Genomic DNA, 26,246 nt, shown 5'->3' on the forward strand with positions numbered 1-26,246 from the left:
CGTGTTACCCATTCACACTATATAATCATACCAAAAGTCTCAAGTAGAAGGACGAAAAATAAAACCAAACGCCCGATTGCGCCCATATTAAGGTATTTTGTTGACTTATTGCCAGATCACTGCAATAGATTCTGATTATGGTCATACCAAAAGAGGTTTAGGGTGGTTTTCGAGGCACTCGGTGAATCGGTCGTCAGGGCGTCGATGTTTATCGATGGGAGTTGGGTATCGGGCTCGAGCAACGCGGTGCTTGAAGTTGAAAACCCTGCGACGGAAGAAATCATCGCGACGACGCCGGAGGGATCTGCATCAGACGCCGAGCGCGCAGTTTCCTCCGCAGTGCGGGCGCAGGCGGAATGGGCTGCGACTCCTGCCTTTGAACGTGGTCTGATCGTCAGAAGGCTCGGGGAGTTGGTCGCTTCACAAAAAGAAGAATTTGCACGATTGATCAGCCTGGAACAGGGTAAGCCAATTGGTCAAGCGCTCGGAGAAGTGGGTGCGGCAGCGGAGTTTCTATTCTACGCCGCCGAAAACGCACGCCGTATCGAGGGCGACATTGTGGTCTCGGACAACCGGGATGAAGAGATTCAGATACGCCGCCATCCCTATGGCGTCGTGGTCGGACTCACTGCGTGGAATTACCCCGCTGCTTTGGCGGCGCGGAAGCTGGGCCCTGCGCTGGTCGCCGGGAACAGCCTTGTTTTATTGGCCCATGAACTCACGCCGCTTTCTGGCCTGTTTCTTGCGTCTTTGGCGAACAAGGCTGGCATTTCGCCAGGTGCTTTCAATGTTGTGACCGGACGGGGACCGATCGTTGGCCAGGCACTGGTCGAAGATCCGCGGACCGCAATGATCACCATGACGGGAAGTAATCGGGCCGGGCGTGAAATCTTCAAGGCCGGCGCAGACGGTATGAAGGTTCTTCGCCTGGAACTTGGTGGCAAGGCGCCGTTCATCGTTATGGAAGACGCCAATATCGACGATGCGGTAAAGGCCGCCGTAACCGCCCGGTACACCAATTGTGGTCAGGTGTGTACGTGCAACGAGCGGATGTATTTGCACCGCGACATCGCGGATGAATTTCTTGGGAAATTTGTCCGGGCCTCAAAAGATCTGAAAATTGGAAACCCGCTGAACGATCCGGATCTGGGTCCGAAGGTCAGCGGCACCGAGGTGGAGAAGATCAAGTCCATCGTCGATCAGTCTGTCGCGGCTGGTGCTGAAGTGCTGCTCAAGGGCGGGCCCCTGACAGATGGCGAATACGCAAAGGGCCATTGGTACGCGCCTACGGTTCTGGAGCTCCTCAATAACAATTCGCCGGTCATTGACAGCGAGATATTCGGACCTGTGGTCCCGGCAATTCGTGTTGATGATTTCGATCAGGCCATCGAGCTGGCCAACGACACGGTTTACGGGCTCTCGGCTTACATTTTCACCAAGGATTACCGTCGCCTGATGCAGACCCCTTATCGGCTGAAGTTCGGCGAGATCTACGTAAACCGCGCCAACGGCGAACAAATCCAGGGCTTCCACAATGGTTGGGGGCAATCGGGTCTTGGAGGAGAAGACGGAAAATACGGATTCGATGGGTATCTGCGCAAGCAGAGCCTGTATCTAAACTGGGCATAAACCCAGGTAAACCGCGGCAGGAGGAATGGCGCCGCGTTAATCTTCGGAGGAGGAACTATGAAGAGAAGAGTATTGCTGACCACCGCAGCTGCGATGGCGATGTGCCTGGGGGCCGGTGCAACTCTGGCCGACACGCCGCCACTTGCAGTGAAAGACAGTTATCGCGTTGGATTCGCGCAAATGGAATCCAACAACCCCTGGCGGATCGCTGAAACGAAGTCGTTTCACGATGCCGCTGAATCCTGTGGATGGGAACTCATCGCGACCGATGCCGCTGGATCCGCGGCCAAGCAGGTTGCCGACGTGGACTCGATGATTGCCCAGGGGATAGACGTTCTGTTCCTGCCGCCGCGCGAGGAGAAACCGTTGATCCCCGCGGTGATGAAGGCGAAGGCCGCTGGTATTCCGACTTTCCTTGTTGACCGCTCGGTGGACTCGAATGTCGCGCAGGCTGGCGAACACTACGTTGCTTTCCTCGGTTCGGATTTCGTGGATCAGGGCCGCCGCGTTGCGGAATGGCTGATCGAAAACTTCGAGGGCGATAAAGGCATCATCGTCGAACTGGAAGGCACGACTGGCTCGTCCCCGGCCAACGACCGGCGATCAGGATTTGACGACCGTATTGCAGAAGACAGCCGTTTCGAAATTGTTGCTTCGCAAACCGGCGATTTTGCGCGCGATATGGGACGTCAGGTTATGGAAACGCTGCTGCAGGCGCACCCGGACGTGAATGTCGTCTATGCTCATAATGATGAGATGGCCATCGGTGCCATTCAGGCGCTGGAGCTTGCGGGCCGAAAGCCGGGCGAGGACGTCACCATCGTGTCGATCGACGGCACCCGCGATGCCCTGCAGGCAATCATCGACGGCAAGATGGGCGTGACTGTGGAGAGTTCACCATTCTTCGGTCCGTTGGCCTGCGACGTGATGAAACGCTACGCCTCGGGTGAAGAGATACCGGGTTGGGTCAAGGTCGAAGACCGCATTTTCACCATCGACAACGCCGCCGACCATATTGACGAGGCGTATTGAGCCTCCCTGGGTCGTTGGAGCGGCTTCGGCTGCTCCGGCGATCGTTTTCAACGAAATTGGGGTAGTGCGCAGATGACGCATCTTATTGATATGGCCGATATCGACAAAGCCTTTGGTGGTGTCGTCGCGCTGAACAAGGCGGGATTGCAGCTGGAGGCGGGTGAAGTGCACGCCATTATAGGGCAGAATGGTGCCGGCAAATCGACCTTGATCAAAATCCTGACCGGCGTTTACCGAAAAGACGCCGGTGCCGTTCGGATCGGCGGACAGGAAACGTCGATATCGACCCCGCGCGAGGCGCAGGACGCAGGCATCGCCACCATCTATCAGGAACTTAGCCTCGTGCCGCTGCGCAGCGTCACCGAGAATGTGATGATGGGATATGAGCCCCGGACCCGCTTCGGTCTGATCGACTGGAAAGAGGCGCACCGGCGCGCCGGAGAGATCCTTCAGCGATTTGGCGTCGATATCGATGTGCGGGCGCAGCTCGGCACCTATTCAACAGCGATCCAGCAATTGGTTGCGATCGCTCGCGCGGTGTCTCTGAACGCGCGATTGGTCATCATGGATGAGGCCACATCGTCGCTGGACGATCAGGAAATCGAAACTCTTTTCAACGTCGTACGTGAGCTCAAACGCGATGGTGTCGCAGTGTTGTACATCTCGCATTTTCTGGACGAGCTTTATCAGATCTGCGACCGCGTCACGATCATGCGTGACGGCCAGACAGTTGCCACTCACAAAATCCCAGAAACGACCAAGCTGGGCCTCATTTCGGAAATGTTGGGTCGCGATCCCAAAGAGATCGCCGATGCCGGCATGACCGCTCTTTCGGGACATAACGCTGAACCAGGCGAGGTGTTGCTTGAGGCAAAAAGCATTTCCACGGCCGCCGGCTTGAAAAACGTGTCTGTGTCCATAAGGAAGGGCGAAATCGTCGGCTTGGGGGGGCTGCTCGGTTCCGGCCGGACAGAAACGGCAAGGGCGCTGTTCGGCCTCGACAAGCTTCGGACCGGTCAAGTCCGGTGGCGAGGCGCGTCCGCGTCCGTGGGCAGTCCGGCGGATGCAATATCTGATGGAATTGGGTTCCTGACCGAAGACCGCAAGCGCGAAGGGATCATTCCTGACATGTCGGTCCGCGAAAACATGACGCTGGCGCTGCTACCGAAACTCAGAAAATTTGGCCGCGTCGACCGCAAGCGCGAAAAGGAATTGGTCGAGGACTTCATCAAATCCATCGGTATCAAGACCACCGGCATGGAGCAGCCGATCCGCGAGCTTTCCGGCGGCAATCAGCAGAAGGTACTTCTTGCCCGTTGGCTGGCGCTCGATCCCGAGGTGCTGCTTCTGGACGAACCGACGCGCGGTGTCGATGTGGGTGCGAAGTTTGAGATCCAATCAATCATTCGGGATTACGTCCAGCGGGGTCTTGGCGTTCTGCTCATCAGTTCTGAGTTTGAGGAGATTGTCGAAGGTGCCGACCGGATCGCCGTTCTGCAGGATGGTTATACGGTTTCTGAACTCGTTAATCCCGGAGTGACGGAAGAGGCGCTGATTGCTGCCATTGCTCACCATCACGAACGGAGGGCAGCATGACAACAGGCGCCATGCTCAACTTCGACAAGGCGCGCATTGCGCACTACGGTGGACCGATCGCACTTGTTGCAATCCTGCTTTTTAACGTGGCGATCACACCGAATTTCCTTCACCCGCAAACACTGTTTGTCAATATCAGTCAGGTGGCCACGATCGCCATCGTCGCGGTCGGCATGACTTTGGTTATTGCCACCGGCGGGATCGATCTGAGCGTGGGGGCGATCATGGCGTTGTCCGGAGCGATGGCTCCGCTGATATTCTTGTCGCCATATGCCGAGGCCTATCCCACCATAGGGCTCACAGCGGCAATAGGTGTTCCGATCCTAGTTGCATTCGCATGCGGTCTGTTCAACGGCGTCCTTGTTAGCGTCTTCAACGTACAACCGATTGTCGCGACACTGATATTCTTCATCTCCGGGCGTGGGATTGCGCTGGTTCTTACGAATGGCAATCTGCAGACTTTCACCAATCCTGCCTTCAGTTATCTCGGCACAGGCAAAATCCTCGGCCTTCCCTTTCAGGGCTGGCTGGTTGCCATTATAGCGATTGCCGCATGGTGGATGGTTGCTCATTCGACCTATGGCAGGCAGCTCCTGGCCGTGGGCGGCAACGAACGCGCCGCGCGACTGTCTGGTGTACCGGTCCGCAAGGTCAAGATCGGCGCTTATGTGATTTGTGCCGGTCTCTCCGGGCTCGCGGGTCTGATCGTCGTGGCGATCAATTCGGCATCGGACGCTGCACGGATCGGAAACCTGATGGAGCTTGATGCCATCGCTGCCGCAGTCGTCGGCGGTACACTTCTACAGGGCGGTAGAGCACCGATTTTCGGCGCCATTCTGGGCGCAGTGATCATCCAATTGGTTAAGTACACGCTGCTTGCCAATGGCGTTGCGGATGAGGTGGCACTGATCGCGAAAGCGGCAATCATCATCTTAGCCGTCTACGTGCAGCAGGCGCGGAGGGAGTGACGGTAATGGTTGATGCAACCACTTTTGATCTTCGACAGCATGTTGGCGGCAACAGCCATTCTTCAGGCGTCTGGATTGCTCTCATTGCTCTCATTGCCTTTGGCCTTCTGCGCTATGAGAACTTTGGCGGCGCTTATAACATCAGCTCGTTTCTGAACTTCAATGCGATGTTCATCGTGATCGCCGTTGGCATGTGCTTTGTGATCATGACCGGCGGGATCGATCTGTCGGTTGGCTCTGTCGCAGCCTTCACGTCGGTCGTCGCCGCCTATCTGTCTCCGTACGGATTACAGGTTGCCTTGCCTGGAACAATCGCCGCCGGGATCGCGATCGGCGCGCTCAACGGGTTTTTCGTCGTCGCGATGCGCATCCCGCCATTCATTGCAACGCTGGCGACGATGCTGGGCGCCAAAGGTGGCGCGTTAGTCATTTCCGGGGCGCAGACGATCTCAATCGACTGGTCGTCGAATTTCACCAAACTCGGAATGGAACAGGCTTTCGGCATTCTGCCATGGACCATCGTCGTCACCGGCATTGTTGTGGTTGGGCTTTGGATCGTCCTCGAACGCACGTCGCTTGGGCGCACAGTCCTGGCGATTGGAGGCGGCGAAGACGCCAGCGTGATGATGGGGCTAAGTGTCATCCGCGCCAAGTTCTTCGTCTACACGCTCAGCGGCGGCTGCGCGGGTCTGGCGGGCTTGTTCCTTGCCTCGGGATTTGGGGCAGGACAACCGCTCGAGGGTGTGGGGTGGGAGCTGTCGGCCATCGCCTCAGTAGTTGTCGGCGGCACGCTGCTGACAGGCGGCATGGGATCGATCCCGGCGACCGTGGCGGGCGCACTCCTTCTTGGCCTGGTCTTCAACATTCTGAATTTCGAAAACGGTCGTGGTGTGATCAGCTTGAGTGCCTATTGGCAGATGGTAATCCGCGGAGGCTTTCTTTTCGTCGTGATCCTTTTCCAAAGCCGCGTGGCGCGGGCAAGTGCGAAAGAGACAAGCTGACATGTCGAAGATCGAAGATATCAGGGCTCAGTTGTTCAAGGTTCCGCTTGCCGAAACTCTGACGGACGCAAAACACGGCGATCACACCCACTTCGAGCTTGTGACGGTGACCATAGGCCTTGGAGACGGCTCGGAGGGCACCGGGTACACATATACGGGTGGCAAGGGCGGGCGTGCCATTCTCGCGATGATCGAACACGATCTGGCGCCGTTTCTCATCGGCAAGGATGCTGCCGATGTCGAGGTGCTGTACGACGCCATGCAATGGCATGTTCACTACGTAGCCCGCGGCGGGATTGCGTCATTTGCCATTTCCGCAATCGATATCGCGCTCTGGGACCTGCGCGGCAAGGCGGCGGGCAAACCGCTCTGGAAAATGGCTGGCGGCACATCGGATCGGTGCAAAGCCTATGGCGGCGGCATCGACCTTTCGTTCCCACTTCCGAAGCTACTTGCCTCGATGCAGGCCTATCTTGACCGAGGTTTCAACGCGGTGAAGATCAAGATCGGCCAGCCGACGCTGGCTGAGGATGTCGAGCGCGTGGCGGCCGTGCGTGAACTTATCGGTCCGGAGACCACGTTCATGGTCGATGCCAACTATTCCATGAGCGTGACCGAGGCCATCGCCGCAGCGAATGCCCTTATGCCTTTCGATCTTTTGTGGTTCGAGGAGCCCACCATACCCGACAATTACAAGGGTTTTGGCTGCATCGCTGAGGCCACGGGAATGCCGCTCGCCATGGGAGAAAACTTGCATACGATCCACGAGTTCGAATACGCATTTGCCGACGCAAAACTGAGCTACATTCAACCCGACGCCTCCAACTGTGGTGGGATAACGGGTTGGCTGCGCGTCGCCGAGCTATCCCGCAAACACGGCATTCCGGTCTGTAGCCATGGGATGCAGGAACTGCATGTGAGCCTGGTTTCCGGTCAGGAGAACGCAGGCTGGCTTGAGGTCCATTCCTTCCCAATTGACCAATACACCCAACGTCCAATCGTTGTTGAGGATCATCTTGCCGTCGCGCCAAGCGTGCCGGGTATTGGCGTCGAATTCGACTGGAACAAACTGTGCACAGCGCATGAGGAGATACATTGATGCTCAGTCAAAAAGTTGCTGCTGCATATTATCGGGGTGACAGGTCGTTTTCGGTGGAAACGACGGCCGCCCGGGACCCTGGCCCCGACGAGGCGGCGATCCGCATCGCATATTGCGGAATATGCGGTACTGATCTGCATGTCTTCCATGGCAATATGGATGCGCGGGTCGGACTCAATCGCGTCATCGGACATGAAATGTCTGGGGTCGTCGAGGCGGTGGGCAAGGGTGTATCCAACGTTGTGCCCGGTCAGAAAGTGTCTGTGCGCCCGCTCGACCACTGTGGCGACTGCCCGGCATGTCGAGCCGGCCACAAACACATCTGCCACAACCTCAAGTTCCTTGGGCTCGACACCGACGGAGCAATGCAAGAGCTTTGGACGGTTCCTGCTCACACGCTTCATGTGTTGCCCGAAGATCTGCGGCTGGATCATGCTGCGCTGATCGAGCCCGTGGCGGTCGCCTGCCATGATGTGCGTCTCTCTGGGCTGTCGGCAGGTGAAGATGTCGTGGTCATCGGTGGCGGGCCGATCGGCATCCTCGTGGCTATGGTGGCGCGGGCCGAGGGCGGCAAGGTGACTATTTCGGAAGTCAACGAAAACCGCCTTGCGATTGCAAGAAGGCTCGGCTTCGACACGGTGCAGCCGGTCAGGGAAGATTTGCAGCGCGCGATCAACGCGCGGACAGGCGGCAAGGGTGCGGACGTGGTCTTCGAGGTCTCCGGCACGCAACCCGGCGTCGACGCCATGACCGCCGTGGCGGCGACGCGCTCGCGTATCATCATGGTGGCGATCCACGCCGAGAAACCCGAAATCGACTTATTCCAATTCTTCTGGCGTGAACTCAAGCTTATCGGTGCCCGGGTCTACGAGCCGGAGGATTATGAAAAGGCCATCGCCATAATCGCGGCAGGTGGAATAGATGCCAGCACGATCATCACCGATGTCAGCCCGCTGGCGGATATTCAATCTGCGTTCGAGGCGCTGGACGCAAGCCCGACGGCAATGAAAAGCCTCATCCGGGTCGGAGATTTGACGTGAACGTTCTCAATTCATTTGACCTTTCCGGCAAGACCGCTCTTGTGAGCGGTTGCAAAAGAGGGATCGGACGCGGCATGGCCGAGGCTTTGGCTTCAGCAGGTGCCGATATTGCCGGTGTCTCTGCGTCCCTTGAGCTATCGGGCAGCGAGGTCGAGGATAGCGTCAGGGATCTCGGTCGTTCATTCGAAGCCTATCAGTGTGATTTTTCGGACCGCGCTTCGCTTCTGGCGTTTGTTAATCAGCTTGAGGCCGACGAGATCGCGCCGGATATTCTGGTCAACAACGCCGGAACCATCAAACGCAAGCCGACCGCCGAGCATCCCGATGACTGGTGGGACGAGGTCATTGAGGTCAACCTGTCCGCCCAGTTCATTCTCAGCAGGGAAATTGGCCGCTCGATGCTTGCCCGCGGGTCGGGCAAGATTATCTTCACGGCGTCGCTGCTGACGTTTCAGGGTGGCATCAATGTGCCGGGCTATTCAGCATCCAAGGGCGGCATTGGCCAGCTGACCAAAGCGTTGGCTAATGAGTGGGGTGGCAAGGGAGTGAATGTGAACGCCATCGCGCCAGGATACATCGCCACCGACAACACCGAAGCATTGCGGGGCGACCCTGACCGTTACAAGGCGATCCTGGATCGCATTCCCCAGGGCCGCTGGGGAACACCCGAAGACTTTGCCGGTCCGGTGGTGTTTCTCGCGTCTTCGGCGTCGGATTACGTCAACGGCGAAATCCTCGTCGTCGATGGTGGCTGGATGGGACGCTAGTCGGGCAGCATCCAGGTTCGCAGGGGTTCGGGCATGCGCTATGATGGTCCCAAGCAGGGCCTACGACCGGAAATGGAGGACTGGACCTATGTGCAGATTGTTTATCGGGGCCGATCCCGAGTTGTGGAAAAGCGAGACTCGATCGCTGCGGATGGACGGGATGGTCACCAGCGTGCGACTGGAGAACATGTTCTGGATGGTGCTTGAGGAAATAGCCGCGAAAGACGAGATGAACGTCCCACAGCTACTGCATCAACTTTATAACGAGTCGATTGACGAGGGGCATGATTTGGGGAATTTCACGTCCTTTCTGAGAGTGTGCTGCCTGCGCTTCTTTGATCTGCAACTCAAGGGTCTAATCCCGGCGTCACAAACTGCCGGGTTTGAGATGTTGTCGGCCGAGGAGATCCTGAAGATCGAAGCCGATCAGAACCGGGTCCGAGGCCGGCGCACGGCCGTAATCAAGGGCCAACACTGAGGCGTCGAAACCCGGAACATCGAAAAAGCCCCGCGTATTCCGCGGAGCTTTTCCTTACCCTTCCGTCCTTACTTCACAGATCGCCTTTGGACATCTCGCTTGCGATGTGATCGGCCTGCCGGATCGCCAGCGCCACGATTGTAAGTGTCGGGTTTTCGGCCGCGCCCGTCGTGAACTGCGACCCATCTGAGATATAGAGGTTCCCGATGTCATGGGTGCGCCCCCACTTGTTGACCACACCGTTCTTGGGGTCCGCCGACATCCGGTTGGTGCCGAGATTGTGCGTCGAAGGATAGGGTGGTGTCGGGAAGGTGCGCGTTGCCCCCACTGCCTCATAGACCGCCTGACCCTGCCGATAGGCATGCTCGCGCATCGCGATGTCGTTGGGGTGATCGTCGAAATGCACGTTGGCCACCGGCAAGCCCCACTGATCCTTGACGTCTGTATTCAGTGTCACCCGATTGCTCTCTTGCGGCATGTCCTCACCCACCAGCCACATGCCAGCCATGTTTTCATAGGCGTCGAGTGCGGTAGTAAAGCCGCGGCCCCATGCGCCGGGGTTCAGGAACGCCGCCATGAATGGCAAGCCGAGCGACAAGGTTTCCATTTCGTAGCCGCCGACAAAGCCGCGGCTCGGATCGTGACGGGATTCGTCCGAAATGATTCCTGCCATGGTGGTGCCGCGCCACATTCTTACGGGCTTGTCGAAGACCGCGTAAACAGATCCCGTCATATGCCGCATGTAGTTCTTACCAACCATGCCCGAGGAATTTGCGAGACCATCGGGGAACATAGAAGACGCCGAGTTCAGCAACAGGCGCGGGCTTTCAAACGAGTTGCCTGCAACGCAAACAACGCGGGCCTTCTGCAGGTGCAGATTGCCCTCTTTGTCGAAATACTCGACACCGGTCACTGTGCCGCTGTCATCGTGGACAATCCGGGCCACATGTGCGTTTTCGCGCACCTCAAGATTGCCGGTCGCCTCACCTCGCGGGATATCAGTATAGGCGGCTGACCACTTCGCGCCCCATTTGCAGCCCTGGAAACAAAAGCCGGTTTGCTGACAGGCCAGCCGGTCATCGTAGTCGGCGCTATTGATCGCCATGCGGCCTGTATGCACTTCTTTGTAGCCAAGCGCTTTGGCACCCTTTTCGAATACCAGGTAGTTGTTGTTGCCCGGCAGTCCGGCGCGGTCGCCGGTGCGGGTCACACCCAACTTGTTTTCGGCCTTGGTGTAATAGTCATCCATCTCGCGCGGATCGATCGGCCAATCGAGTAGGTTTGCGCCCTCAACAGCGCCATAGGCACTCAGTGCCTTCCACTCGTGATCTTGAAAGCGCAAGGAAGCCCCGGCCCAATGGGTGGTTGTGCCTCCAACAGCCTTCACGATCCAGGCGGGCAAACCGGAAAAGTCCTTCGCCACGCGCCAGTCACCCGATGTGGTGCGCGCATCGACCCAGGCGAGTTGACCAAAGCTGTCCCATTCGTCGTTGACATAGTCTTCCGGCAAGTAGCGCCCGCCTGCTTCCAATGCGACTACCTTGACGCCCTTCTGCGCCAGTTCATTTGACAGGACACCGCCCCCGGCACCCGTTCCGATCACAACAACAACGCTGCCGTCGTTCATCTCAAATTTTTCAGCCATGATCCGATCTCCTACAGCCAGTTGATGTCGTTGAAGCCGCGATCGACATAGCCGCCCTGGCTGAAGGATTCGCCTTCATAGCCAAAGATCGGCCAGACCGCTTTCTGGTTGTAGAGACCAGTTACCAACCCGCCCCGGATGGTCTGAAAAAACGCGTCATCTTCGACCTGCTTGAGCAGCGCAACGCGATTGTCCTCCCATTTTGTCTCTAGATAGCTCGGCGCACGGGCGGCCTGTGCCAGTTCATCCAGCTTAGCCACACCTGCAGCGATCATGTCTTTGCTTTCGCCGCTGTCATAGCCCTTTACCGCGACCACGTAGTACTCGTCTCCCACCTTATCATGGGGATAAATGTCCCGGGCTATCTGCACGAGCGTCGCCATCTGGTGCTCAGTGATCTCGGTCACCTCAAGTGCCCAGGCGGCGTTGGGGGCCGCAATAAATCCGCTGCCTGCGACTGCAATGCCGCTGATGGCGGTGGCACTTTGCAGAAGCTGGCGTCGGGTCATGTTTTTCTTGGGGATATTCGTTTTCATCATGTCCTCCCTAAGCTTGCGTTGTTTGGGCTACTGATACCGTCCCGTTCGCTGCATCACCTCGATCTCGTACCCGTCCGGGTCCCGCACAAAGAAAAAGCGTGCCAGCGTTTTGCCGTCTTGCTGGAAATCAACGAGCTTGCGGGGCGAGAACCCCGCCTGCTCAAACCGCTGATGTTCGATTTCCAGATCTTCGACAACAAAGGCGATATGGCCGTAGCCATTACCCAGGTCGTAGGGTTCAGTCTGATCCTTGTTTATGGTCAATTCGAGTTCGACCGTGTTCTCGGAATTCGAGAGATAAACCAGAGTGAAACCGTCGAAATCCAGCCTTTCGGCAATCGTCAGTCCGAAGGCGCGTTCATAAAACGCGACAGATCGGGCTTCTTCCAGGACCCGTATCATTGTGTGAACGTATTTCGCCAATGTCCCCTCCGCACTGCGTTCGTGATGCGGCAGACGATATCGCAAGGGTGAGGGAATTAGGTATTATGTGGATACTACCAGCGCTAAGCTTGGCTTGATGCTGAATCAAGATGCTAACTATTTTCTATTCGCAGAAGCGACGGCCCTTCCCAACTTTTCTTGGAAATTGCGACACGACCGCCATCGATAGCAAACTTCGCTGCTGTGATCTGGCGAAGATGAAAGTTGTAGACGACATGTCGTCTGGTTAGATCAAGGAACGAGCTTCCGTGTTGCAAATCAACACGCAAAAAAACCCGTTCGGTTCGAGATACGGCCCGTCAAAGCTTCCGGTAGCTGCGGGCGCAAAACGTGCGCTCTTTACCCTGACCAATGACATCTTCTGCATCGGATGGCCTCGTGGGTAGAGCAGTGCTCTACGACTGTTTCGCTGCCGCCTATGCGCAGCGCAGTCGCTCAATGGTTGCCAAAAATACCTGAGCCGTGTCTTGCCATTGGGGCAGCCCGGAGGACTGCCGGACTGACAACCGGGAGAGCCGTTCAGCTTCGTGTGGGTTCTGAATGACCCTTCGCAAGGCATCTGCCAGACCTTCGGGATCGTCGGGGGGAGCAAGGATCGCAGCCTCGCCAACCGTTGTCGGCACGGCCCCGACTCGGCACGAGACGATCGGCAACCGGTGCATCATCGCCTCGCTCAACACCATGCCGTAGCCTTCATACCGCGTGGCCAAGGCAAACACCGAAGCAGCATTGAAACGGGCCGTCAGGGCGTCCGGTTCGATCTCGCCCGCAAAAGTCACCCGCCCCTCAATATCAAGCGTGCGGACCTGCTCGTGTAGGGCGGCGGCATAGTCCGGATCGTGTGTCTTGCCCACGATTTCAGCTTGCCAGGACAGGGTCTTGAGGCGCCCCAAAGCGTCGAGCAAGACATCGTGACCTTTGCGTGGCGCCAAAAGCCCGACCGAAAGAACCAGTGGAGGATCGGCAAGCTGACGGTTTACGGCAGGCTTGTCGAAGCCGGGCGGTGCGATGGTGATCAGATGGGCATCAGCGCCGAAATCGCGGCACAGAACACGCGCTGTTTCGGAGCTTGGAACAACAATGTGATCGGCGTGGCACAATGCGGCAGCTTCGTTTTGCATAAGAAATGCAGACCGTGCCTTGGGCAGTCCGGTTTCGAGGCCAAGAGGATGGTGGATCATCGCAATGATTGGCGCGCGGACCTTGGCAAGACCATCGGGATCAATTGCACCAAAGACAAGGCCATCAAGTATGATCGGCTGATCCAAAGGCACAGAATACAACGCATCCAGTGCCGTTGCCATGTCCGCAGTCGTCGGGTCGGGAAAGCTGTCCGGCAATTGCAGGTGCATCGTTGCGCAGCCCATCTCGTTCAATTCACGCAGTACGCGAGCTTCGTAGATGAAGCCTCCGGTGCGGCGATCCTTGTCTCCTGGGATGGCAAAAACGGCTTGGGTCATGAGAGTTGTTCACTGGCATATACGCGCAGAACTGCGCGCTCCAACGCCGCCACAGCGGCATAGACCGCCACGGCCACGGCAGCGAGGATGGCGACGCAGGACCACAGCATGTTGTAGTTGGATGTGCTTGCGGTCATGGCCATCAGAACGCCGACCCCCTTGCCGGTGGCAAGCCATTCCACCGTTGTGACCGCCAGCAAAGCCGCCGGAACGGCCATGCGGGCTGAGGCGAAGAAGGCCGGCAACATCGCCGGGATCTGCGCCGCACGCAGCAGGTGCCAGCGCCCGGCGTCATAGCTTCTGAAAAGATCGACAATCTGACCCGGCATCTGACGCAAACCCTGCTGGCAGGCGACAAATGTGGGGAAAAAGATCATCACAGCGACGACGACCGTCGTCCCGATCAGACCGCGCCCGAAGGCGAGCACCAGCAGCGGGGCTGTCGTTATGATCGGCACGGCACGCAGCGCAACGGCAACCGGCATCGTCGCCCGGCTCAATGCAGGCGACAAGACCAGCAATGCGGCCAGTCCGGCACCCAAGGCGAGCCCGGCGAGATATCCAGGCGCTGCAAAAGACAAGGTTTCTGCCAGAGCCGACAGAAGCGTGTTCCGGTTTTCTGCGTCCGTGATGAAGGCCCATACATCGCCGGGGCGTTTCGCAAAAAAGCGGTTGAGGTCGAACGCATCCATCGACACTTGCCACAGGAGCAGCACGAGGGCCGTGGTGCACCCCATTTCGATCAGGCGCATCCCGGTACTCCGGCGCGTGGATGCTGCAGGCGCGGACAGCAAAATGACAGGTCTATATCCAACCATGCGCTGGCCAAGCCAGTCGATCAGGCCATAAGCGGTCACCGCGATGAGTGCCGAAAGAAGCGCAAGCGCCCATGTAGCATCCGAATCCAAACCTCGCATAGCGCGCAAAGTCAGCACACCCAGCCCGCGTTCGGCGCCCGTGAACTCGCCGATCATGGCGCCGAGGAAAGCGGCAGGCGCGCTGATCTGCAGGCCCACAAAGAGATAGGGCAGACTGGCCCGGGCCCGTACACGGATCAGGGTCGATACCGGCCCCCGATCATATATTCGCATCAGGTCCGTCCACGATTGCGAAACCGCGCGCAAACCGACGAGCAGCGCAAGCAGGGTCGTGTAATACACTGCCAAAGCGGCGAGTGTGATCTGGGGGCCTACACCAGGTCCGAACAGCACACGCAGGATGGGGCCACTGGCGATCAACGGCACGCAAAACACAAGCAAGGAAAGGGCAGACAGCGTTCGTTCGCTACTGGGGAAGACAGTCATAATGGTGCCCAACACCACCGCCGCAAGGTTCCCCCAGACAAAGCCCCAGGCGGCGTTGACAGAGGTTTCCAACGTGGCCCGAGCCAACAGCGCGGCATTGTTTGACACATATCCCGCAATTGCCAACGGCCTGCTGATCAGCAGGCTGTCGGGTAGCATGCGCAAAACACATTCCCACACTACCAAGGCAGCACAGACCCACAGCACGCGGCGCAACGTGGTCATACACCCTCCTCCAATGCAGCAAAGACCGTCCGCGACAAGGTCGCGAACTCAGCGGTCTCGACAAGACTGTTGTTGCGCGCGCCGACCAGCTCAATCGGAATGTCCGCCATCAGACGCGCGGGACGCGGTGACAAGACCAGCACGCGATCGGACAAAAGAACCGCCTCCTGCACCGAATGCGTGACCAGAACGACGGTCGCACCCCGGGACCGCCAGAGCGGCGGCAGATCTTCGTTCAGCCGCCGGCGCGTCATCGCATCAACCGCGCCGAAAGGTTCGTCCAACAGCAAGACCTTGGGTGCTGAGATCAGGCTGCGCGCAATCGCGGCGCGCTGGCGCATACCGCCCGAAAGCTCACCGGGCCGGTGGTCAGCAAAGCCATTGAGCCCCACAAGGTCGATCAGCGCATCGACATCACCCGTCGGCTTGCGCGCCAGTTCGGCGCCAAGCGCGATGTTTGCCCGCACGCTGCGCCAGGGCAGCAGCGATGGATCCTGAAAGGCCATGGCCAATGCGCCCCTTCGGGCAACGGTCTTGGGCGGGTCGGCCCCCAATGTGACCGTCCCGCTGTCTGGCGTGTCGAGCCCGGCAATGATCCGCAAAATTGTGGACTTTCCGCACCCCGAGGGACCAACAAGGGCCGTGGTCTGCCCCGCGGCGAGCGTCACTGAAAACGGTGCAACCACTTCCGTTACGCCAAATCGTTTGGTGATGCTATCGCAATGAATGTCGACGCAGGCCATGCCGTAGCAATCCTCGCTCCGGATCAGACATGCACCTCTTCTAGGATCGATCGGTCCCAAAGGTCCGCCGACACATCGCGCCCGAGCAAGGCCAACGTTTCGATGTTCTCTGCCACCGTTTCCTCGGTGAACCAGCCAAAGCCTTTTTCGTCTGTCAGGTCGGAAAACATCAAAGGCACTTGCCGTGCGGCCTGCAGCTTCTGCGTCTGCGGATCGAGGCCCGCATCGGGAAACATCTCGACCGTCAGCATGGCGGCAGCATCCGTGTCGGCCACATAATCATTCCAGCCCATCACCTCGCCCTTGATCAGCCCAACCAGATCGGCACGCCGGTTGGCGATCGCATCCTCGGTCGCGATATAGGTTTGGGAATGCAGCGCATAGCCGTGATCAGCCATCAGCATGGTGGTGTTATCGACCCCCTGCACGGTCATCGCGACGGGCAGATCCGTTTCCCAGCACAGCAGGCAATCGACCTGGCGGCTGACGAGCGGAGCGGGATCGTATTGCGTCGGTACAATCTCGATGTCGTTGATGTCGACATTGTTCAGCGTGCACAGCGCCTGCAACACCGGTGTGTTGGCGACCGCCATGCCGATCCGCCTACCCACAAGATCGGCGGGCGTGTTCACCGGATTGGCCGTCAGCGATGCGATAGCGAAAGGGTTCTTTTGCATGGCCACGGCAATGATCTTGAACGGCGCCCCTTCGGCAACGGCGGCGGCGGTATAGTCGGCAGCAGATATCCCGACCAACGCCGCGCCAGAGACCACGGGCGGCTCAACCGGGGCATTGGGACCGCCCTGGCTGAGCGATACATCGAGGCCCTGATCGGTCCAGTATCCCTTTTGCGCCGCGATATAGCTGCCACCGAACTGCACCGAATGCAGCCACGAAAGCTGGAAATTGACCGATGTGGCGGCAAAAGCGGGCACGCCCGCGGCTGTGGTGGCGACTCCTGCGGCACTGGTTTGCAAAAAGAAACGGCGGGTGAGGTGAGCTGGCTGTGTCATGGCAAGTCTGGTTTCCCTTTGGTTGAGAGGGTTTCGGAAAGGCTCTGGGCGAAAAGGATGACAGCGGCGGGGAGTGCGGCGACAAAAAGCACGACACCATAGGCGATCCCGGTAGCGATGCCCGCGCTGGCGGGCGCGCCGATGATCGGAAAGAGCGCCGCGGCGGCCCCCTCTCGCCAGCCCCAGCCACCAACAGACAGAGGGACCAGCATTGCACACAGGACCAGCGGGATCAGTGTTGCCCACGCCTCTGTCGGGATGGCGGTGCCTGTTGCACGCGCGCAGGCATAGAAGCCGAATATCAGGCAAAGTGTTGTGATTGCACCATGAAGAAGCACTGAGGGCCGGCGTGTCAGCCTCAGGATCGTATGGATAAAGCGTCCCATTGCATGATCGCGGCGCGAAATGGTCCATGCCGCCACGCTGCACCCTGCAAGGACCACCAAGACAATCCAGCCCAACCGGGCCCAGGCAGGCCCTCCAGGCATCAAAAGTGCCATTGTAAAGCCCGCAAACATGAGGCCGAGAATGGCGATCTGGCCAAGCAAACGTTCGGCCATCACCGATTGCGCGGCGCTGGTCAGATCCGCCGCGCCGCGGGCGCGGACCGCGCGCGCCACATCGCCTGCAACGCCGCCCGGCAGGACTGTATTGATGAACTGGGCGAGATAGTATTCACGCACGGCAAACGCATAGCTGAAACGAATGTCAAATGCGCCGGCGGTGATTTTCCAGCGGCTGGCCATCGAAAAGGTGGCGGCCGTGACAGCCAGCAGGGACAGCGCGATCCAGGTCATGTCCGCGCCGCGCAACCGCGCCAGCACCTCTGCGGCGTTGCTCCACCACAGCAACGCGGCAAGGCAGCCAACAGAAACCGCGAGCTTGATCCCTCGAGCTTTCATTGGCCTACCATCTCCGAAACCTGCGCGTGCGTGAATGCGTCCAGAAAGTCATTGCGGAAGCTGTCCATGCGCCGCACAGGACCGTCTGCGGCGGGGACAAGCCCATCGGTCCAGCCCCAGTGGTCGATCAGACGCAGGAGCTTCGGGGGGCCAATCATGTGTACGGCAACATCCTTGTTGTCGCTGCCCGCCACAAAGCCCGCAGCCTGGTGGTCACCCGCGACGATCACCAGCGGCGCGGCATCGCCCAGGCGCGCCACATGCGAGAACGTGACCCGCAACGCGTAGTCCACGGAGCGGCGATAGGCATCGCGCACGGCGTCCCGGTCGCGCCAGAGATCCTTCGGAGCGGGCTCCCGGGCCGCCATTTCGTTAAAAATCGTTCCGTCTCCGACCACCTCCCACGGCACCATGCCGGGGATCGGCGTCCATGGCGCGTGCGAGGAGATCAGTGCGATTTGCACGAAATCAGGGCGCGGATCGGCGGGCAAAAGTGCAGGGTAAGTCGCCAATGTGAACTGGTCGGGCATCGTGACCCAACGGAAGCGCGCGCCCTGATATGGGATACCCGCCGCCGGGATGACCGTGTCGAAGCCCATGACACGGCTTTCCGGCCATCCCATCGTGATTGCGGGCATGATGGCCGTCGTGCGATAGCCTGCATCCTGAGCGAAGTGAAATAACCACTTGTGACCGCTGGCCAGCATTGCGTTGTAGCGCCCGTTGTCCGACGTCCAAAGCCCACTGGCCAAGGCACCATGCGCGAGCCAGCTTTGACCGCCCGAGGTGGGCGAGGTCAGCCAACCGCTTTTTATCGCCATGCCTGACTGCGCGATCTCGGCCTCGGCCACGCGCAGTGTTTCCAGATGCGTCGGCGCATATAGCGGATTGTCAAAACTGGCCCGCCCATAACTTTCGATCCAGATCAATATCACGTCCCGCCCCTCAAGCGCGTTCAAGAGGCCCGCAGCGTCGGGGTAGGTGTCGTATTGCGCCTCTGCGGCAAATCGGGCGAGTTCCGTGGCGGTCTGTTCTACCTCAATCCCGCGTTTCAGTGTCAAACGCGTGGTCCACGCGCTGCCCGGCGGGCTTTTATCAAAGCGCCAGTATTCCAGGTGGTGCCCCACATCTGCCACAGCCCAACCTGCACCCATTAGCGTCAGCGCAGCCGCCGACGCACGCAGTGGTGCGGCAAGCGAGAGGGTGGCCCAGATGCGCAGGCTGCGCTCAAGTGCGAGGAAAAGGAGGATAAGCAATCCTGCGGTGCCGATGACCGCCAATACGGTCAGCACACCTCCGATGCTATCGCGCAACAGGGACAGACCTGCCCCAATCAGAAAGGTGTCGAGGATTGGATTGAACGCCCGATTGAAGGCGGTGAACATCGCGAAGTCAGCGATTTTGATGATAACGGCCACCAGTAGCAAAAGCGCGAAGATACTACTCACGCCCCAGCGCTGTCCGATGGCCACCATTCCCAGAAGCAGCACGGGCAGTTCCAGCGGCCAACGCTTCAGTGCGCCCCACGCCATCGTGCCGGGATGGTTCGGCAGGATGAGAACGGCAAAGATCACCGCTGCCGCAATCGCCAGTGCCGCGACACGTCTCATGCAGCGCGCCTTATGAGCCAAAGGATATCGACCAAGAACGACCAACTCAGCAACAGGGCTGCAATGGCAATGATAGGCGTGACGGCGGCCTGCGGCGTCAGGGGAAAGATCAAAATGATCAGCGCCGCAATCTGAACCACACAGATCGCCTTGCGTCGGAGTGCCTGCGGAAGCGGCGCTTGCAACGCGGGCCAGACAAAAGATGCGGCGACAAAGGCGTAGCGCATGAAGCCGAGGATCAGGATTTCGGGGCCGGTGGTCCCGCTGGTCAGTAACCACAAGGAGATTACCGCACCCAGAGCGGCATCCGTCTCCATATCGAACCGCCCACCGAAATCTGACACCAGGCCCGCACGCCGGGCCATCCAGCCATCGACGCCGTCCAGCGCAAATGCCACACTTGCGACACCAAACACCACCCAGACGGGCACATCGGGCGACACTAAAGCACCGGTCAGAAAGGCAACCATGACCGCGCGCGTCAGAGTGACAGCGTTGCACACGCCCAAAACCGAGTGTGGATAGCTATTGACCAGAGCATGGCCCGCCACTGTCACCGCTCCGGCCAAGACCAAAAGGGGCACCGCAGCCGTGCCGAGTGTTAGGTGCGCCGCCAGCGCCAGCACGGCACCCAGAACAGCGGAAACACCCAGAAAATCAATCAACGGAGTGCGGGTCTCAAGTGTCTGTGCGACAAGGTGTGGTGTACTGCGAAACATGTGTAATTCCACTCAATTCATCGTCTAATCTAGCTCTGTGTGCGGCATTCGACACCTCGGATAACCCATGGCCGCGCGGACTATTCAACCATATCACGGAACTGTGACTGTCGCCGCCAGCGGCAGATGGTCAGAGGCGAGGGAGACTTCGACCGACGCAACTGCGCGCAGTTGCCGAACTTCGCCCGGCGCGTCGGTCAGAATACGGTCCAGCGGAAAAAGCGGTCGCGTGCTGGGAAAGGTGCGGCACACAGGGCCGCGAAGCGCAGTGCCCACCAATCTGCGGTTGAGCATCAGCCCGCCCCAGGGTCGCCATTCGTTTAGGTCTCCCAGCAGGATGGTTTGCATGGGCGGACGGCGGCACAGATACTGCCCGATGACCCTCATCTGTACGATGCGCAAGGGCTGCGACAAGGACAAATGCGTGCTGATGATCCGGACCGGGCGTTTGTCAAAGGTTACCTCAACAGACACGGCGCCGCGGTGGCAATGGCCCGGCAGATCGATCACGTCGGCCCGCGTGCGTCGAAGCGATGATGACATAAACAGGATGGTGCCCAGAAACCCGTCGCTATTGGGTCCCCATCTTAACGCCGGATCGTCGATATACTCGAGCTTCGTGCGCGCGGCGATGTCGTGCACATCGAAAATACCCGCGTGGGGCGGGCATTCCCCGTCTGCCTCTTGCAAGGCCAGAACATGCAGATCCAGAGGCGCCAGCGAATGATCAATTGCCTCCACAACACGTCCGGGATCGACGCGGCCGTCGCTGCCCTTGGCGCGGTGTACGTTCCACGTTGCACATCTTAGTTGCCCAGCCTGCATCCGATCAAACCTGCCTTGTTTCCCAACCGCCCTATATGGCACGTTACCAGAGTTTGACTGCCCAACCCCGAAGGCGGTGCTTTCGCCCGTCAATGCCCTTTGCGCGCGCAGAACAGGACACATGACATGATGCGTACCCTCCTTGCCACGACGGCTTTTTTCACCACTTTGGCCGTAACCGCGCAGGCCGACATGGCCAGGTATGAACTCGATCCCGAACACACGGCCATCTACTTCACCGTAGAGCACGTCGGCTTTGCCAAGACGCTCGGTATCTTCACCGACCTCGAAGGCAGTTTCATGTATGACGTCGATACCCAAGAACTGGGCGATGTCGCCGTGACAATCGGTGCGGGGTCGGTCAAGACGTTCAACGAAGCGCGCGATGGGCATGTGCGCGACCGCGACTTCCTGAATGTCTCGGAACATCCCAAAATCACGTTTATCGCCAGCGGCGGCACACCCGCAAGCGATGCATCGGGCACGGTCGCGGGCGATCTGACGATACTCGGCGTAACGCGGCCTGTGACACTCGACGTGACGCTGAACAAGGTCGCGGATTACCCATTCGGCCACCAGCGCGAGGTTCTGGGTCTGTCGATGACCGCCACGATCCAGCGTAGTGATTTCGGCATGACCTATGCCGTAGAGAACGGGCTGGTCGGGGATGAAGTCAGTATCAACATCGAGACCGAAGCGATGAAGATGGAGTGATCACGGCCTAGGTCGACAACGCAACTATGATGGAGACTATTGGGAACACACCCAACGCAATGGGCTGAGGCAGCCTAGTGCTCGAAAGATGCTCATGGCGGGAACCTTTGTTGGATTGGCAGCGCCGGCTGCTGCGTTGGTTCGTTTGCAGCACTCCATTCACTGGTGCAAGCGGTGGCTGTGGGCGCCTTATCAGGGCATTCGGGCACCTTTTCCAAAACGCCGAGCGCGACTAAGGGGCTTTGTTGCAAACTTTTGACCATTGGCCTTCGTGGTGCTAGCGGCTCTGTGGCGAACGGCATTATCCAGTTGAAGTTTGGTTTGTGATTTCTCTCAAAGGTGCACAGTACCCAAAAAACGACAAGGCAGTACCGAGGTTGCCTTTGGTGCCATTCCAACGTCGGGTTTCAACTGAAGAACAAGTAAACGGTTTCGTCTCAAACCTGTTCGCCAAGCACAAGTTTCCAACTGGCCGACAACTTCAGGAGGGGGTGCGAACCAGTGAGAATTCATGGAACTGCAGTCAAGGCAACAACGTCTTCTGGCGATCAGATTAACGGGTACCTTGGGCAAGCCTCCAGATTGCACTTGCACTCAGTGTCAGTCGTCGTATGACGATGGGTGAAATTGCCGTAAGGGAAGCTTGCAATGCAAATGCTTGGCACGTTCATCAAGCCGATGCACCCCGAGGGCACAAAGTTTGTTGCGATTTTCGCGACCGCGACCCTCGGGCTTTTTCTGCTTTCCCCTGTCGTGGGCTGGATTGGTGTCGGCCTGACCATCTGGTGCTATTACTTCTTCCGCGATCCCAAACGCATAACGCCCACCCGCCCCGGGCTGATCGTAAGCCCGGCGGATGGTATCGTTTCACTGATCGAACCCGCCGCCCCGCCGGCGGAGCTTGGTATGGCGGAGACACCGCTCACACGTGTCAGTGTGTTCATGAGCGTTTTCAATTGCCATGTGAACCGGACCCCTATTGCTGGTGAAATCACGTCTGTCGCCTATCGCCCCGGCAAGTTTTTCAACGCCTCTCTGGACAAGGCCAGTGCGGACAATGAGCGCAACAGCCTATGTATCCGGATGCCGAACGGGCAGGAGCTGGCAGTGGTCCAGATCGCTGGTCTGGTGGCGCGTCGTATTGTCTGTTTCGTGACACCCGATGCGCAGATGCAAACCGGTGAGCGCTTCGGCCTGATCCGGTTCGGCTCACGCTTGGATGTGTATCTGCCACCCGGTGTGTCGCCACTGGTCAGCATTGGCCAGACCATGATTGCCGGCGAAACCGTATTGGCCGAAATGCCCGTCGAAGATGACGGACCGAGGACGGAACTGTGACCGACAGTCGGGACAGGGCCATCACGGATTTTGCGCTGGTTCAACTAATCCCGAACATGCTGACCATTGCAGCGATCTGTGCTGGTTTGTCGGCAATAAGGTTCGGGATTCAGGGCAACCACGTGCTGGCGGTGCAACTCATTGTGGCCGCCTGTGTTTTGGATGGGCTTGACGGACGCATAGCGCGTTTGCTGAGCAGCGACAGCAAGATGGGGGCCGAGCTGGATTCGCTGGCGGATTTCCTGAACTTTGGAGTCGCTCCGCCGCTGGTCCTTTATCTCTGGGCGCTCCAGGACATGCGCAGCGCGGGCTGGATATCGGTGCTGGTCTTTGCCGTCTGTTGTGTCATGCGTCTGGCCCGGTTCAATGTGAGCAACAAGGCCGACGAAGACGATGCCCCAAGTGATTACTTTACGGGCGTGCCGGCACCGGCCGGGGCGCTGCTGGTTCTGTTGCCGATGTCTGTTTCGTTTGCCTTTGCCAACACACCGCTGCTGCCGGATGTCGTCATCTGCGCCTATATGGTCCTGGTCGGCTTTCTCATGATCAGTCACATTCCGACCTGGTCATTCAAATCCGTCAGTGTATCGCGGCACAATGTGAAGTTTTTTCTGGTGGGCTTCGCTTTTGTCGGAGCAGCGGTGCTGACCTACGCTTGGATCACCTTGGTTGTCCTTTGTGTCGTGTATGTCGGAATTGTCCTTTGGCACCTTTGTTTCAAAACATCCCACGCATTCACTCAACCATTCAGGAAGGGGAAGTAAGTTGAAAATCGAGGCGGTTCAAACCTCCTATGCCCGCTGGGCACCGATCTATGACAAAACCTTTGGTGCAGCGACCAACGTCGGCAGACGTCGGGCAGTGAACTACATCAACACCCTGACAGGATCGGTGCTTGAGGTCGGTGTGGGAACCGGGCTTTCACTGCAGCACTACAAAGGTGATCTGCAGGTGACCGGCATCGATTTCAGCACTCAAATGTTGGCTAAAGCCCAAAGCAAAGTGCAGCGCCTGGGATTGAAACATGTTGTAGCCCTGCGGCAAATGGATGCCCGCACGCTGGAATTTCCGGACAACTCCTTTGACGTGATTGCCGCAATGCACGTGCTTTCGGTTGTGCCCGACCCTGAACAGGTGATGTCCGAGATCGCCCGCGTGCTCAAACCCGGCGGCAAGGTCGTCATCACCAACCATTTTGTGCGCAGCCACGGTGTGCTGGCTATTCTTGAACGGATTTCCGCTCCCTTCGCTAACATCATTGGCTGGCATTCGGATTTCGAAATCAAAACCGTCCTGCAAGAGCCCAGCCTGGCGATCGAAGAGCAGAAATCCTTACCGCCCTTGGGCATGATGACTTTTCTGGTTCTGACCAAAACTGCGGACATCTGATTTGATCGACGGAAGTAGGCGGCCACCTCTATGCACTGGCGCTTGGCCGCCTTGTCCATGCAAGCACATCGGCCGCGAGTTTGAGAGCGGGCCAAGAGGGAAACTATTTCCTGAGCGATCACATGCAGGTCATCCTCATGCTTCAGTGTTGTGCGGTCGGGCCGGGCCGGATAATTTGCGATGCGCTGCCAGGCGTGAACCTCATATGCTTAATGCGCTTTGCGATGCGCCTTGGCGTCGCGGCGCAATTACTTCGGGCATTTTGTCATCGGCCTTCTCACGTTTGGCTCGATGGTCCGCTGAGTTCGAGCATGAGATTTACCGAACTGAAATTGTCATGCGTTTAAAGTACCCTTTCAAAGACAAATCATTGAGCAGCCACAGTGCGGTGAGGGCCTAGATCGTTTTTGAAATGAGCAATGATTGGCTTGGCGGGTCAATTCGCGATCATGTCCGACTTTGTCACTCTTCACGGTGCCTAGCACTTACCATACCCGTACGAGATCAGAACTTTACCGCCAACCATTGACGGTTCAACCCGCTGCCATTGCTTTGATGTCCTGTGCGCTCGGGGTGCTGCCCCCGATCCCCCACTGGCCGCTTCGAACTTCCTTGACGCGAACCCATGTAACGCCTCTCATGGCTTCACCTTCCACTTCGATCATGGCCTCCGTCACCTTTTCGATCATCTGGGCCTTTTGCGTTTGATCGAAGACCCCTTCGATCACTTCAATATCAACCAGTGGCATGTTCGATCTCCTTTTGATGGTTTGAACATGACCATCATCTCAAGGGATCGAACCACGCCGCTAGTTCAGGTAGTGTAGGAAACGCGCTACAGTTTTTGAACTGGACCGTCTTTCGGCTCATGTGAGATGATCCAGCGGGAGGTCCAGAAATGCCGGAGAATGCCTATCCCAGCTTCTGCCCCGTCGCCATGGCTGCAAAGGTGCTGGAGCCGCGTTGGACCATGCTTGTCTTGTGCGAGATGTGGTCCGGATCAACACGCTTCAACGAGATACAGCGCGGCGTGCCGGGAATGTCGCCAGGTTTATTGTCGAAACGGCTGAAAAGTATGGAGGCGATGGGGTTGGTTCAACGCCGCAATCAGGCAGCGTGCGGACATGCTGAGTATGTCACTACACCGCGCGCGGACGAGCTGGAGCCCATCGTTCAAACCTTAGGCGAATGGGCCCATCGGAACGTCGAACAGGATGTTTCCCTGGAATATCTCGACGCCCGTGTTCTGATGTGGAACATCCGGCGCAAGATCAAGAGATCCGAACTGCCCATCGACAAATGCGTGATCCAATTCACGCTGCACAATTTACCGGATGAAACTGTCAACTACTGGATCGTCATCAAACCAGGGATCGAGACAGATCTTTGCTATGTTAATCCGGGCCTCAATGTAGACCTTTTCGTCATAAGCCAGTTGCGCGCGCTGACATCGGCATGGATGGGCCATACAAGCTTTGAGCATGAGTTGGCTGATGAGACAATTACGCTCGTCGGACATTCCGGTCTGGCACGCACTATGACAAAATGGCTTGTCAAAAGTAGTTTTGCCAATCGTTCGGACGTCACGACGTAGTTCCCTTGAGATTTCTGCTAATCGATATCTTATTCTCGTATACGCGCAGCCGAGCATCGACCGGGTCGCGCATGAAAAAGCTCCAGGGCAATGGATTAAGATTTCTCTAGGACAAACTGACCTTCCCCCGCGATCAGGGCCGGTTTGATCTGGAATCTTCCGGTTGGGTGTC

26 protein-coding genes are annotated in these 26,246 nt (G+C 58.2%); 14 read left to right on the forward strand and 12 right to left on the reverse strand.

Features of this window, described 5'->3' with window-relative positions; all coding sequences use genetic code 11:
• Positions 1–162 precede the first annotated feature (162 nt).
• The 9 genes from GOX53_RS23875 (at position 163) to GOX53_RS23915 (ending at position 9,610) form a co-directional block, all read left to right on the forward strand.
• Positions 163–1,629 carry an aldehyde dehydrogenase family protein gene (locus tag GOX53_RS23875; protein WP_217351903.1) on the forward strand — a complete coding sequence of 489 codons (1,467 nt, stop codon included), beginning with the start codon at positions 163–165 and terminating at the stop codon, positions 1,627–1,629.
• A 57-nt stretch (positions 1,630–1,686) separates the two neighbouring features.
• Positions 1,687–2,661, forward strand: coding sequence for an ABC transporter substrate-binding protein (locus GOX53_RS23880; RefSeq protein WP_171180876.1), 975 nt, complete (start codon positions 1,687–1,689; stop codon positions 2,659–2,661).
• Between the two features lie 90 nt (positions 2,662–2,751).
• Positions 2,752–4,257 carry a sugar ABC transporter ATP-binding protein gene (locus GOX53_RS23885; RefSeq protein ID WP_171180878.1) on the forward strand — a complete coding sequence of 502 codons (1,506 nt, stop codon included), beginning with the start codon at positions 2,752–2,754 and terminating at the stop codon, positions 4,255–4,257.
• The gene (locus GOX53_RS23890; RefSeq protein WP_171180880.1) at positions 4,254–5,225 is read left to right on the forward strand and encodes an ABC transporter permease; all 972 of its coding nucleotides are present in this window, start codon (positions 4,254–4,256) and stop codon (positions 5,223–5,225) included. Before GOX53_RS23885 ends, GOX53_RS23890 begins: the two co-directional genes overlap by 4 nt.
• A 5-nt stretch (positions 5,226–5,230) precedes the next feature.
• Positions 5,231–6,226: an ABC transporter permease gene (locus GOX53_RS23895; protein WP_171180882.1), complete on the forward strand. Its 996-nt coding sequence runs from the start codon at positions 5,231–5,233 to the stop codon at positions 6,224–6,226.
• A 1-nt stretch (position 6,227) separates the two neighbouring features.
• Complete coding sequence (locus tag GOX53_RS23900; protein ID WP_171180884.1) at positions 6,228–7,325, forward strand: mandelate racemase/muconate lactonizing enzyme family protein; 1,098 nt, start codon at positions 6,228–6,230, stop codon at positions 7,323–7,325.
• A 53-nt stretch (positions 7,326–7,378) separates the two neighbouring features.
• A complete protein-coding gene (locus tag GOX53_RS23905) occupies positions 7,379–8,365 on the forward strand; it encodes a zinc-binding dehydrogenase (protein ID WP_371810424.1) in 987 nt (328 codons plus the stop codon).
• Positions 8,362–9,132 (forward strand): SDR family oxidoreductase, encoded by a 771-nt coding sequence (locus GOX53_RS23910; RefSeq protein WP_171180888.1) that lies wholly within the window; start codon positions 8,362–8,364, stop codon positions 9,130–9,132. Before GOX53_RS23905 ends, GOX53_RS23910 begins: the two co-directional genes overlap by 4 nt.
• 88 nt (positions 9,133–9,220) lie before the next feature.
• A complete protein-coding gene (locus GOX53_RS23915; RefSeq protein WP_171180890.1) occupies positions 9,221–9,610 on the forward strand; it encodes a ribbon-helix-helix domain-containing protein in 390 nt (129 codons plus the stop codon).
• A 73-nt stretch (positions 9,611–9,683) separates the two neighbouring features.
• On the opposite strand, the gene GOX53_RS23920 is transcribed toward GOX53_RS23915, so the two are convergent.
• The 11 genes from GOX53_RS23920 to GOX53_RS23970 all read right to left on the reverse strand — a co-directional run bounded on the left by GOX53_RS23920 (position 9,684) and on the right by GOX53_RS23970 (position 21,039).
• Entirely contained in the window at positions 9,684–11,255 is a 1,572-nt protein-coding gene (locus GOX53_RS23920; RefSeq protein WP_171180892.1) for a GMC family oxidoreductase, read from the reverse strand.
• Positions 11,256–11,266: 11 nt separating this feature from the next.
• Positions 11,267–11,791: a Twin-arginine translocation pathway signal gene (locus GOX53_RS23925; RefSeq protein WP_171180894.1), complete on the reverse strand. Its 525-nt coding sequence runs from the start codon at positions 11,789–11,791 to the stop codon at positions 11,267–11,269.
• Between the two features lie 30 nt (positions 11,792–11,821).
• Positions 11,822–12,217 carry a VOC family protein gene (locus GOX53_RS23930; RefSeq protein WP_171180896.1) on the reverse strand — a complete coding sequence of 132 codons (396 nt, stop codon included), beginning with the start codon at positions 12,215–12,217 and terminating at the stop codon, positions 11,822–11,824.
• Between the two features lie 437 nt (positions 12,218–12,654).
• Positions 12,655–13,698, reverse strand: coding sequence for a glycosyltransferase family 4 protein (locus GOX53_RS23935; RefSeq protein ID WP_171180897.1), 1,044 nt, complete (start codon positions 13,696–13,698; stop codon positions 12,655–12,657).
• Positions 13,695–15,227 carry an ABC transporter permease gene (locus GOX53_RS23940; protein WP_171180899.1) on the reverse strand — a complete coding sequence of 511 codons (1,533 nt, stop codon included), beginning with the start codon at positions 15,225–15,227 and terminating at the stop codon, positions 13,695–13,697. The genes GOX53_RS23935 and GOX53_RS23940 overlap by 4 nt, the downstream gene beginning before the upstream one ends.
• Positions 15,224–15,970, reverse strand: a complete 747-nt coding sequence (locus GOX53_RS23945; RefSeq protein ID WP_171180901.1) for an ABC transporter ATP-binding protein — start codon at positions 15,968–15,970, stop codon at positions 15,224–15,226. The genes GOX53_RS23940 and GOX53_RS23945 overlap by 4 nt, the downstream gene beginning before the upstream one ends.
• 23 nt (positions 15,971–15,993) lie before the next feature.
• Complete coding sequence (locus tag GOX53_RS23950) at positions 15,994–16,983, reverse strand: ABC transporter substrate-binding protein (RefSeq protein ID WP_171180903.1); 990 nt, start codon at positions 16,981–16,983, stop codon at positions 15,994–15,996.
• The gene (locus GOX53_RS23955) at positions 16,980–17,885 is read right to left on the reverse strand and encodes a lysylphosphatidylglycerol synthase transmembrane domain-containing protein (protein ID WP_171180905.1); all 906 of its coding nucleotides are present in this window, start codon (positions 17,883–17,885) and stop codon (positions 16,980–16,982) included. The genes GOX53_RS23950 and GOX53_RS23955 overlap by 4 nt, the downstream gene beginning before the upstream one ends.
• Positions 17,882–19,495: a sulfatase-like hydrolase/transferase gene (locus tag GOX53_RS23960; protein ID WP_171180907.1), complete on the reverse strand. Its 1,614-nt coding sequence runs from the start codon at positions 19,493–19,495 to the stop codon at positions 17,882–17,884. The genes GOX53_RS23955 and GOX53_RS23960 overlap by 4 nt, the downstream gene beginning before the upstream one ends.
• Entirely contained in the window at positions 19,492–20,214 is a 723-nt protein-coding gene (locus tag GOX53_RS23965; RefSeq protein ID WP_171180908.1) for a CDP-alcohol phosphatidyltransferase family protein, read from the reverse strand. Before GOX53_RS23965 ends, GOX53_RS23960 begins: the two co-directional genes overlap by 4 nt.
• A gap of 93 nt (positions 20,215–20,307) precedes the next feature.
• Positions 20,308–21,039, reverse strand: coding sequence for an endonuclease/exonuclease/phosphatase family protein (locus GOX53_RS23970; protein ID WP_171180911.1), 732 nt, complete (start codon positions 21,037–21,039; stop codon positions 20,308–20,310).
• A gap of 126 nt (positions 21,040–21,165) precedes the next feature.
• Between GOX53_RS23970 and GOX53_RS23975 the strand changes: the two genes are divergently transcribed.
• The 4 genes from GOX53_RS23975 to GOX53_RS23990 all read left to right on the forward strand — a co-directional run bounded on the left by GOX53_RS23975 (position 21,166) and on the right by GOX53_RS23990 (position 24,480).
• Complete coding sequence (locus GOX53_RS23975) at positions 21,166–21,753, forward strand: YceI family protein (RefSeq protein ID WP_254446738.1); 588 nt, start codon at positions 21,166–21,168, stop codon at positions 21,751–21,753.
• Between the two features lie 648 nt (positions 21,754–22,401).
• Positions 22,402–23,091 (forward strand): phosphatidylserine decarboxylase, encoded by a 690-nt coding sequence (locus GOX53_RS23980; protein WP_171180913.1) that lies wholly within the window; start codon positions 22,402–22,404, stop codon positions 23,089–23,091.
• Positions 23,092–23,147: 56 nt separating this feature from the next.
• On the forward strand, positions 23,148–23,855 hold the full coding sequence (gene pssA, locus GOX53_RS23985; protein WP_171180924.1) for a CDP-diacylglycerol--serine O-phosphatidyltransferase: 708 nt from the start codon (positions 23,148–23,150) through the stop codon (positions 23,853–23,855).
• 1 nt (position 23,856) lies between these two features.
• Positions 23,857–24,480: a class I SAM-dependent methyltransferase gene (locus GOX53_RS23990; protein WP_171180914.1), complete on the forward strand. Its 624-nt coding sequence runs from the start codon at positions 23,857–23,859 to the stop codon at positions 24,478–24,480.
• A 533-nt stretch (positions 24,481–25,013) separates the two neighbouring features.
• On the opposite strand, the gene GOX53_RS23995 is transcribed toward GOX53_RS23990, so the two are convergent.
• A complete protein-coding gene (locus GOX53_RS23995; protein ID WP_171180916.1) occupies positions 25,014–25,229 on the reverse strand; it encodes a tautomerase family protein in 216 nt (71 codons plus the stop codon).
• 149 nt (positions 25,230–25,378) lie between these two features.
• Here GOX53_RS23995 and GOX53_RS24000 point away from each other — a divergent pair, with 149 nt between their 5' ends.
• A complete protein-coding gene (locus tag GOX53_RS24000; RefSeq protein WP_171180918.1) occupies positions 25,379–26,074 on the forward strand; it encodes a helix-turn-helix domain-containing protein in 696 nt (231 codons plus the stop codon).
• Positions 26,075–26,246: the final 172 nt, after the last annotated feature.

This window comes from Ruegeria sp. HKCCD8929 (genome assembly GCF_013031405.1).
Classification (GTDB): domain Bacteria; phylum Pseudomonadota; class Alphaproteobacteria; order Rhodobacterales; family Rhodobacteraceae; genus Ruegeria.

Bases quoted from the DNA above. Each gene is read 5' to 3' on its own strand.
- GOX53_RS23880 (WP_171180876.1), top strand. From the start codon at position 1,687: ATGAAGAGAAGAGTATTGCTGACCACCGCAGCTGCGATGGCGATGTGC.
- GOX53_RS23885 (WP_171180878.1), top strand. From the start codon at position 2,752: ATGGCCGATATCGACAAAGCCTTTGGTGGTGTCGTCGCGCTGAACAAG.
- GOX53_RS23890 (WP_171180880.1), top strand. From the start codon at position 4,254: ATGACAACAGGCGCCATGCTCAACTTCGACAAGGCGCGCATTGCGCAC.
- GOX53_RS23895 (WP_171180882.1), top strand. From the start codon at position 5,231: ATGGTTGATGCAACCACTTTTGATCTTCGACAGCATGTTGGCGGCAAC.
- GOX53_RS23900 (WP_171180884.1), top strand. From the start codon at position 6,228: ATGTCGAAGATCGAAGATATCAGGGCTCAGTTGTTCAAGGTTCCGCTT.
- GOX53_RS23915 (WP_171180890.1), top strand. From the start codon at position 9,221: ATGTGCAGATTGTTTATCGGGGCCGATCCCGAGTTGTGGAAAAGCGAG.
- GOX53_RS23920 (WP_171180892.1), bottom strand. From the start codon at position 11,255: ATGGCTGAAAAATTTGAGATGAACGACGGCAGCGTTGTTGTTGTGATC.
- GOX53_RS23925 (WP_171180894.1), bottom strand. From the start codon at position 11,791: ATGAAAACGAATATCCCCAAGAAAAACATGACCCGACGCCAGCTTCTG.
- GOX53_RS23935 (WP_171180897.1), bottom strand. From the start codon at position 13,698: ATGACCCAAGCCGTTTTTGCCATCCCAGGAGACAAGGATCGCCGCACC.
- GOX53_RS23940 (WP_171180899.1), bottom strand. From the start codon at position 15,227: ATGACCACGTTGCGCCGCGTGCTGTGGGTCTGTGCTGCCTTGGTAGTG.
- GOX53_RS23945 (WP_171180901.1), bottom strand. From the start codon at position 15,970: ATGGCCTGCGTCGACATTCATTGCGATAGCATCACCAAACGATTTGGC.
- GOX53_RS23950 (WP_171180903.1), bottom strand. From the start codon at position 16,983: ATGACACAGCCAGCTCACCTCACCCGCCGTTTCTTTTTGCAAACCAGT.
- GOX53_RS23955 (WP_171180905.1), bottom strand. From the start codon at position 17,885: ATGAAAGCTCGAGGGATCAAGCTCGCGGTTTCTGTTGGCTGCCTTGCC.
- GOX53_RS23960 (WP_171180907.1), bottom strand. From the start codon at position 19,495: ATGAGACGTGTCGCGGCACTGGCGATTGCGGCAGCGGTGATCTTTGCC.
- GOX53_RS23965 (WP_171180908.1), bottom strand. From the start codon at position 20,214: ATGTTTCGCAGTACACCACACCTTGTCGCACAGACACTTGAGACCCGC.
- GOX53_RS23970 (WP_171180911.1), bottom strand. From the start codon at position 21,039: ATGCAGGCTGGGCAACTAAGATGTGCAACGTGGAACGTACACCGCGCC.
- GOX53_RS23975 (WP_254446738.1), top strand. From the start codon at position 21,166: ATGATGCGTACCCTCCTTGCCACGACGGCTTTTTTCACCACTTTGGCC.
- GOX53_RS23980 (WP_171180913.1), top strand. From the start codon at position 22,402: ATGCAAATGCTTGGCACGTTCATCAAGCCGATGCACCCCGAGGGCACA.
- pssA (WP_171180924.1), top strand. From the start codon at position 23,148: ATGCTGACCATTGCAGCGATCTGTGCTGGTTTGTCGGCAATAAGGTTC.
- GOX53_RS23995 (WP_171180916.1), bottom strand. From the start codon at position 25,229: ATGCCACTGGTTGATATTGAAGTGATCGAAGGGGTCTTCGATCAAACG.
- GOX53_RS24000 (WP_171180918.1), top strand. From the start codon at position 25,379: ATGCCGGAGAATGCCTATCCCAGCTTCTGCCCCGTCGCCATGGCTGCA.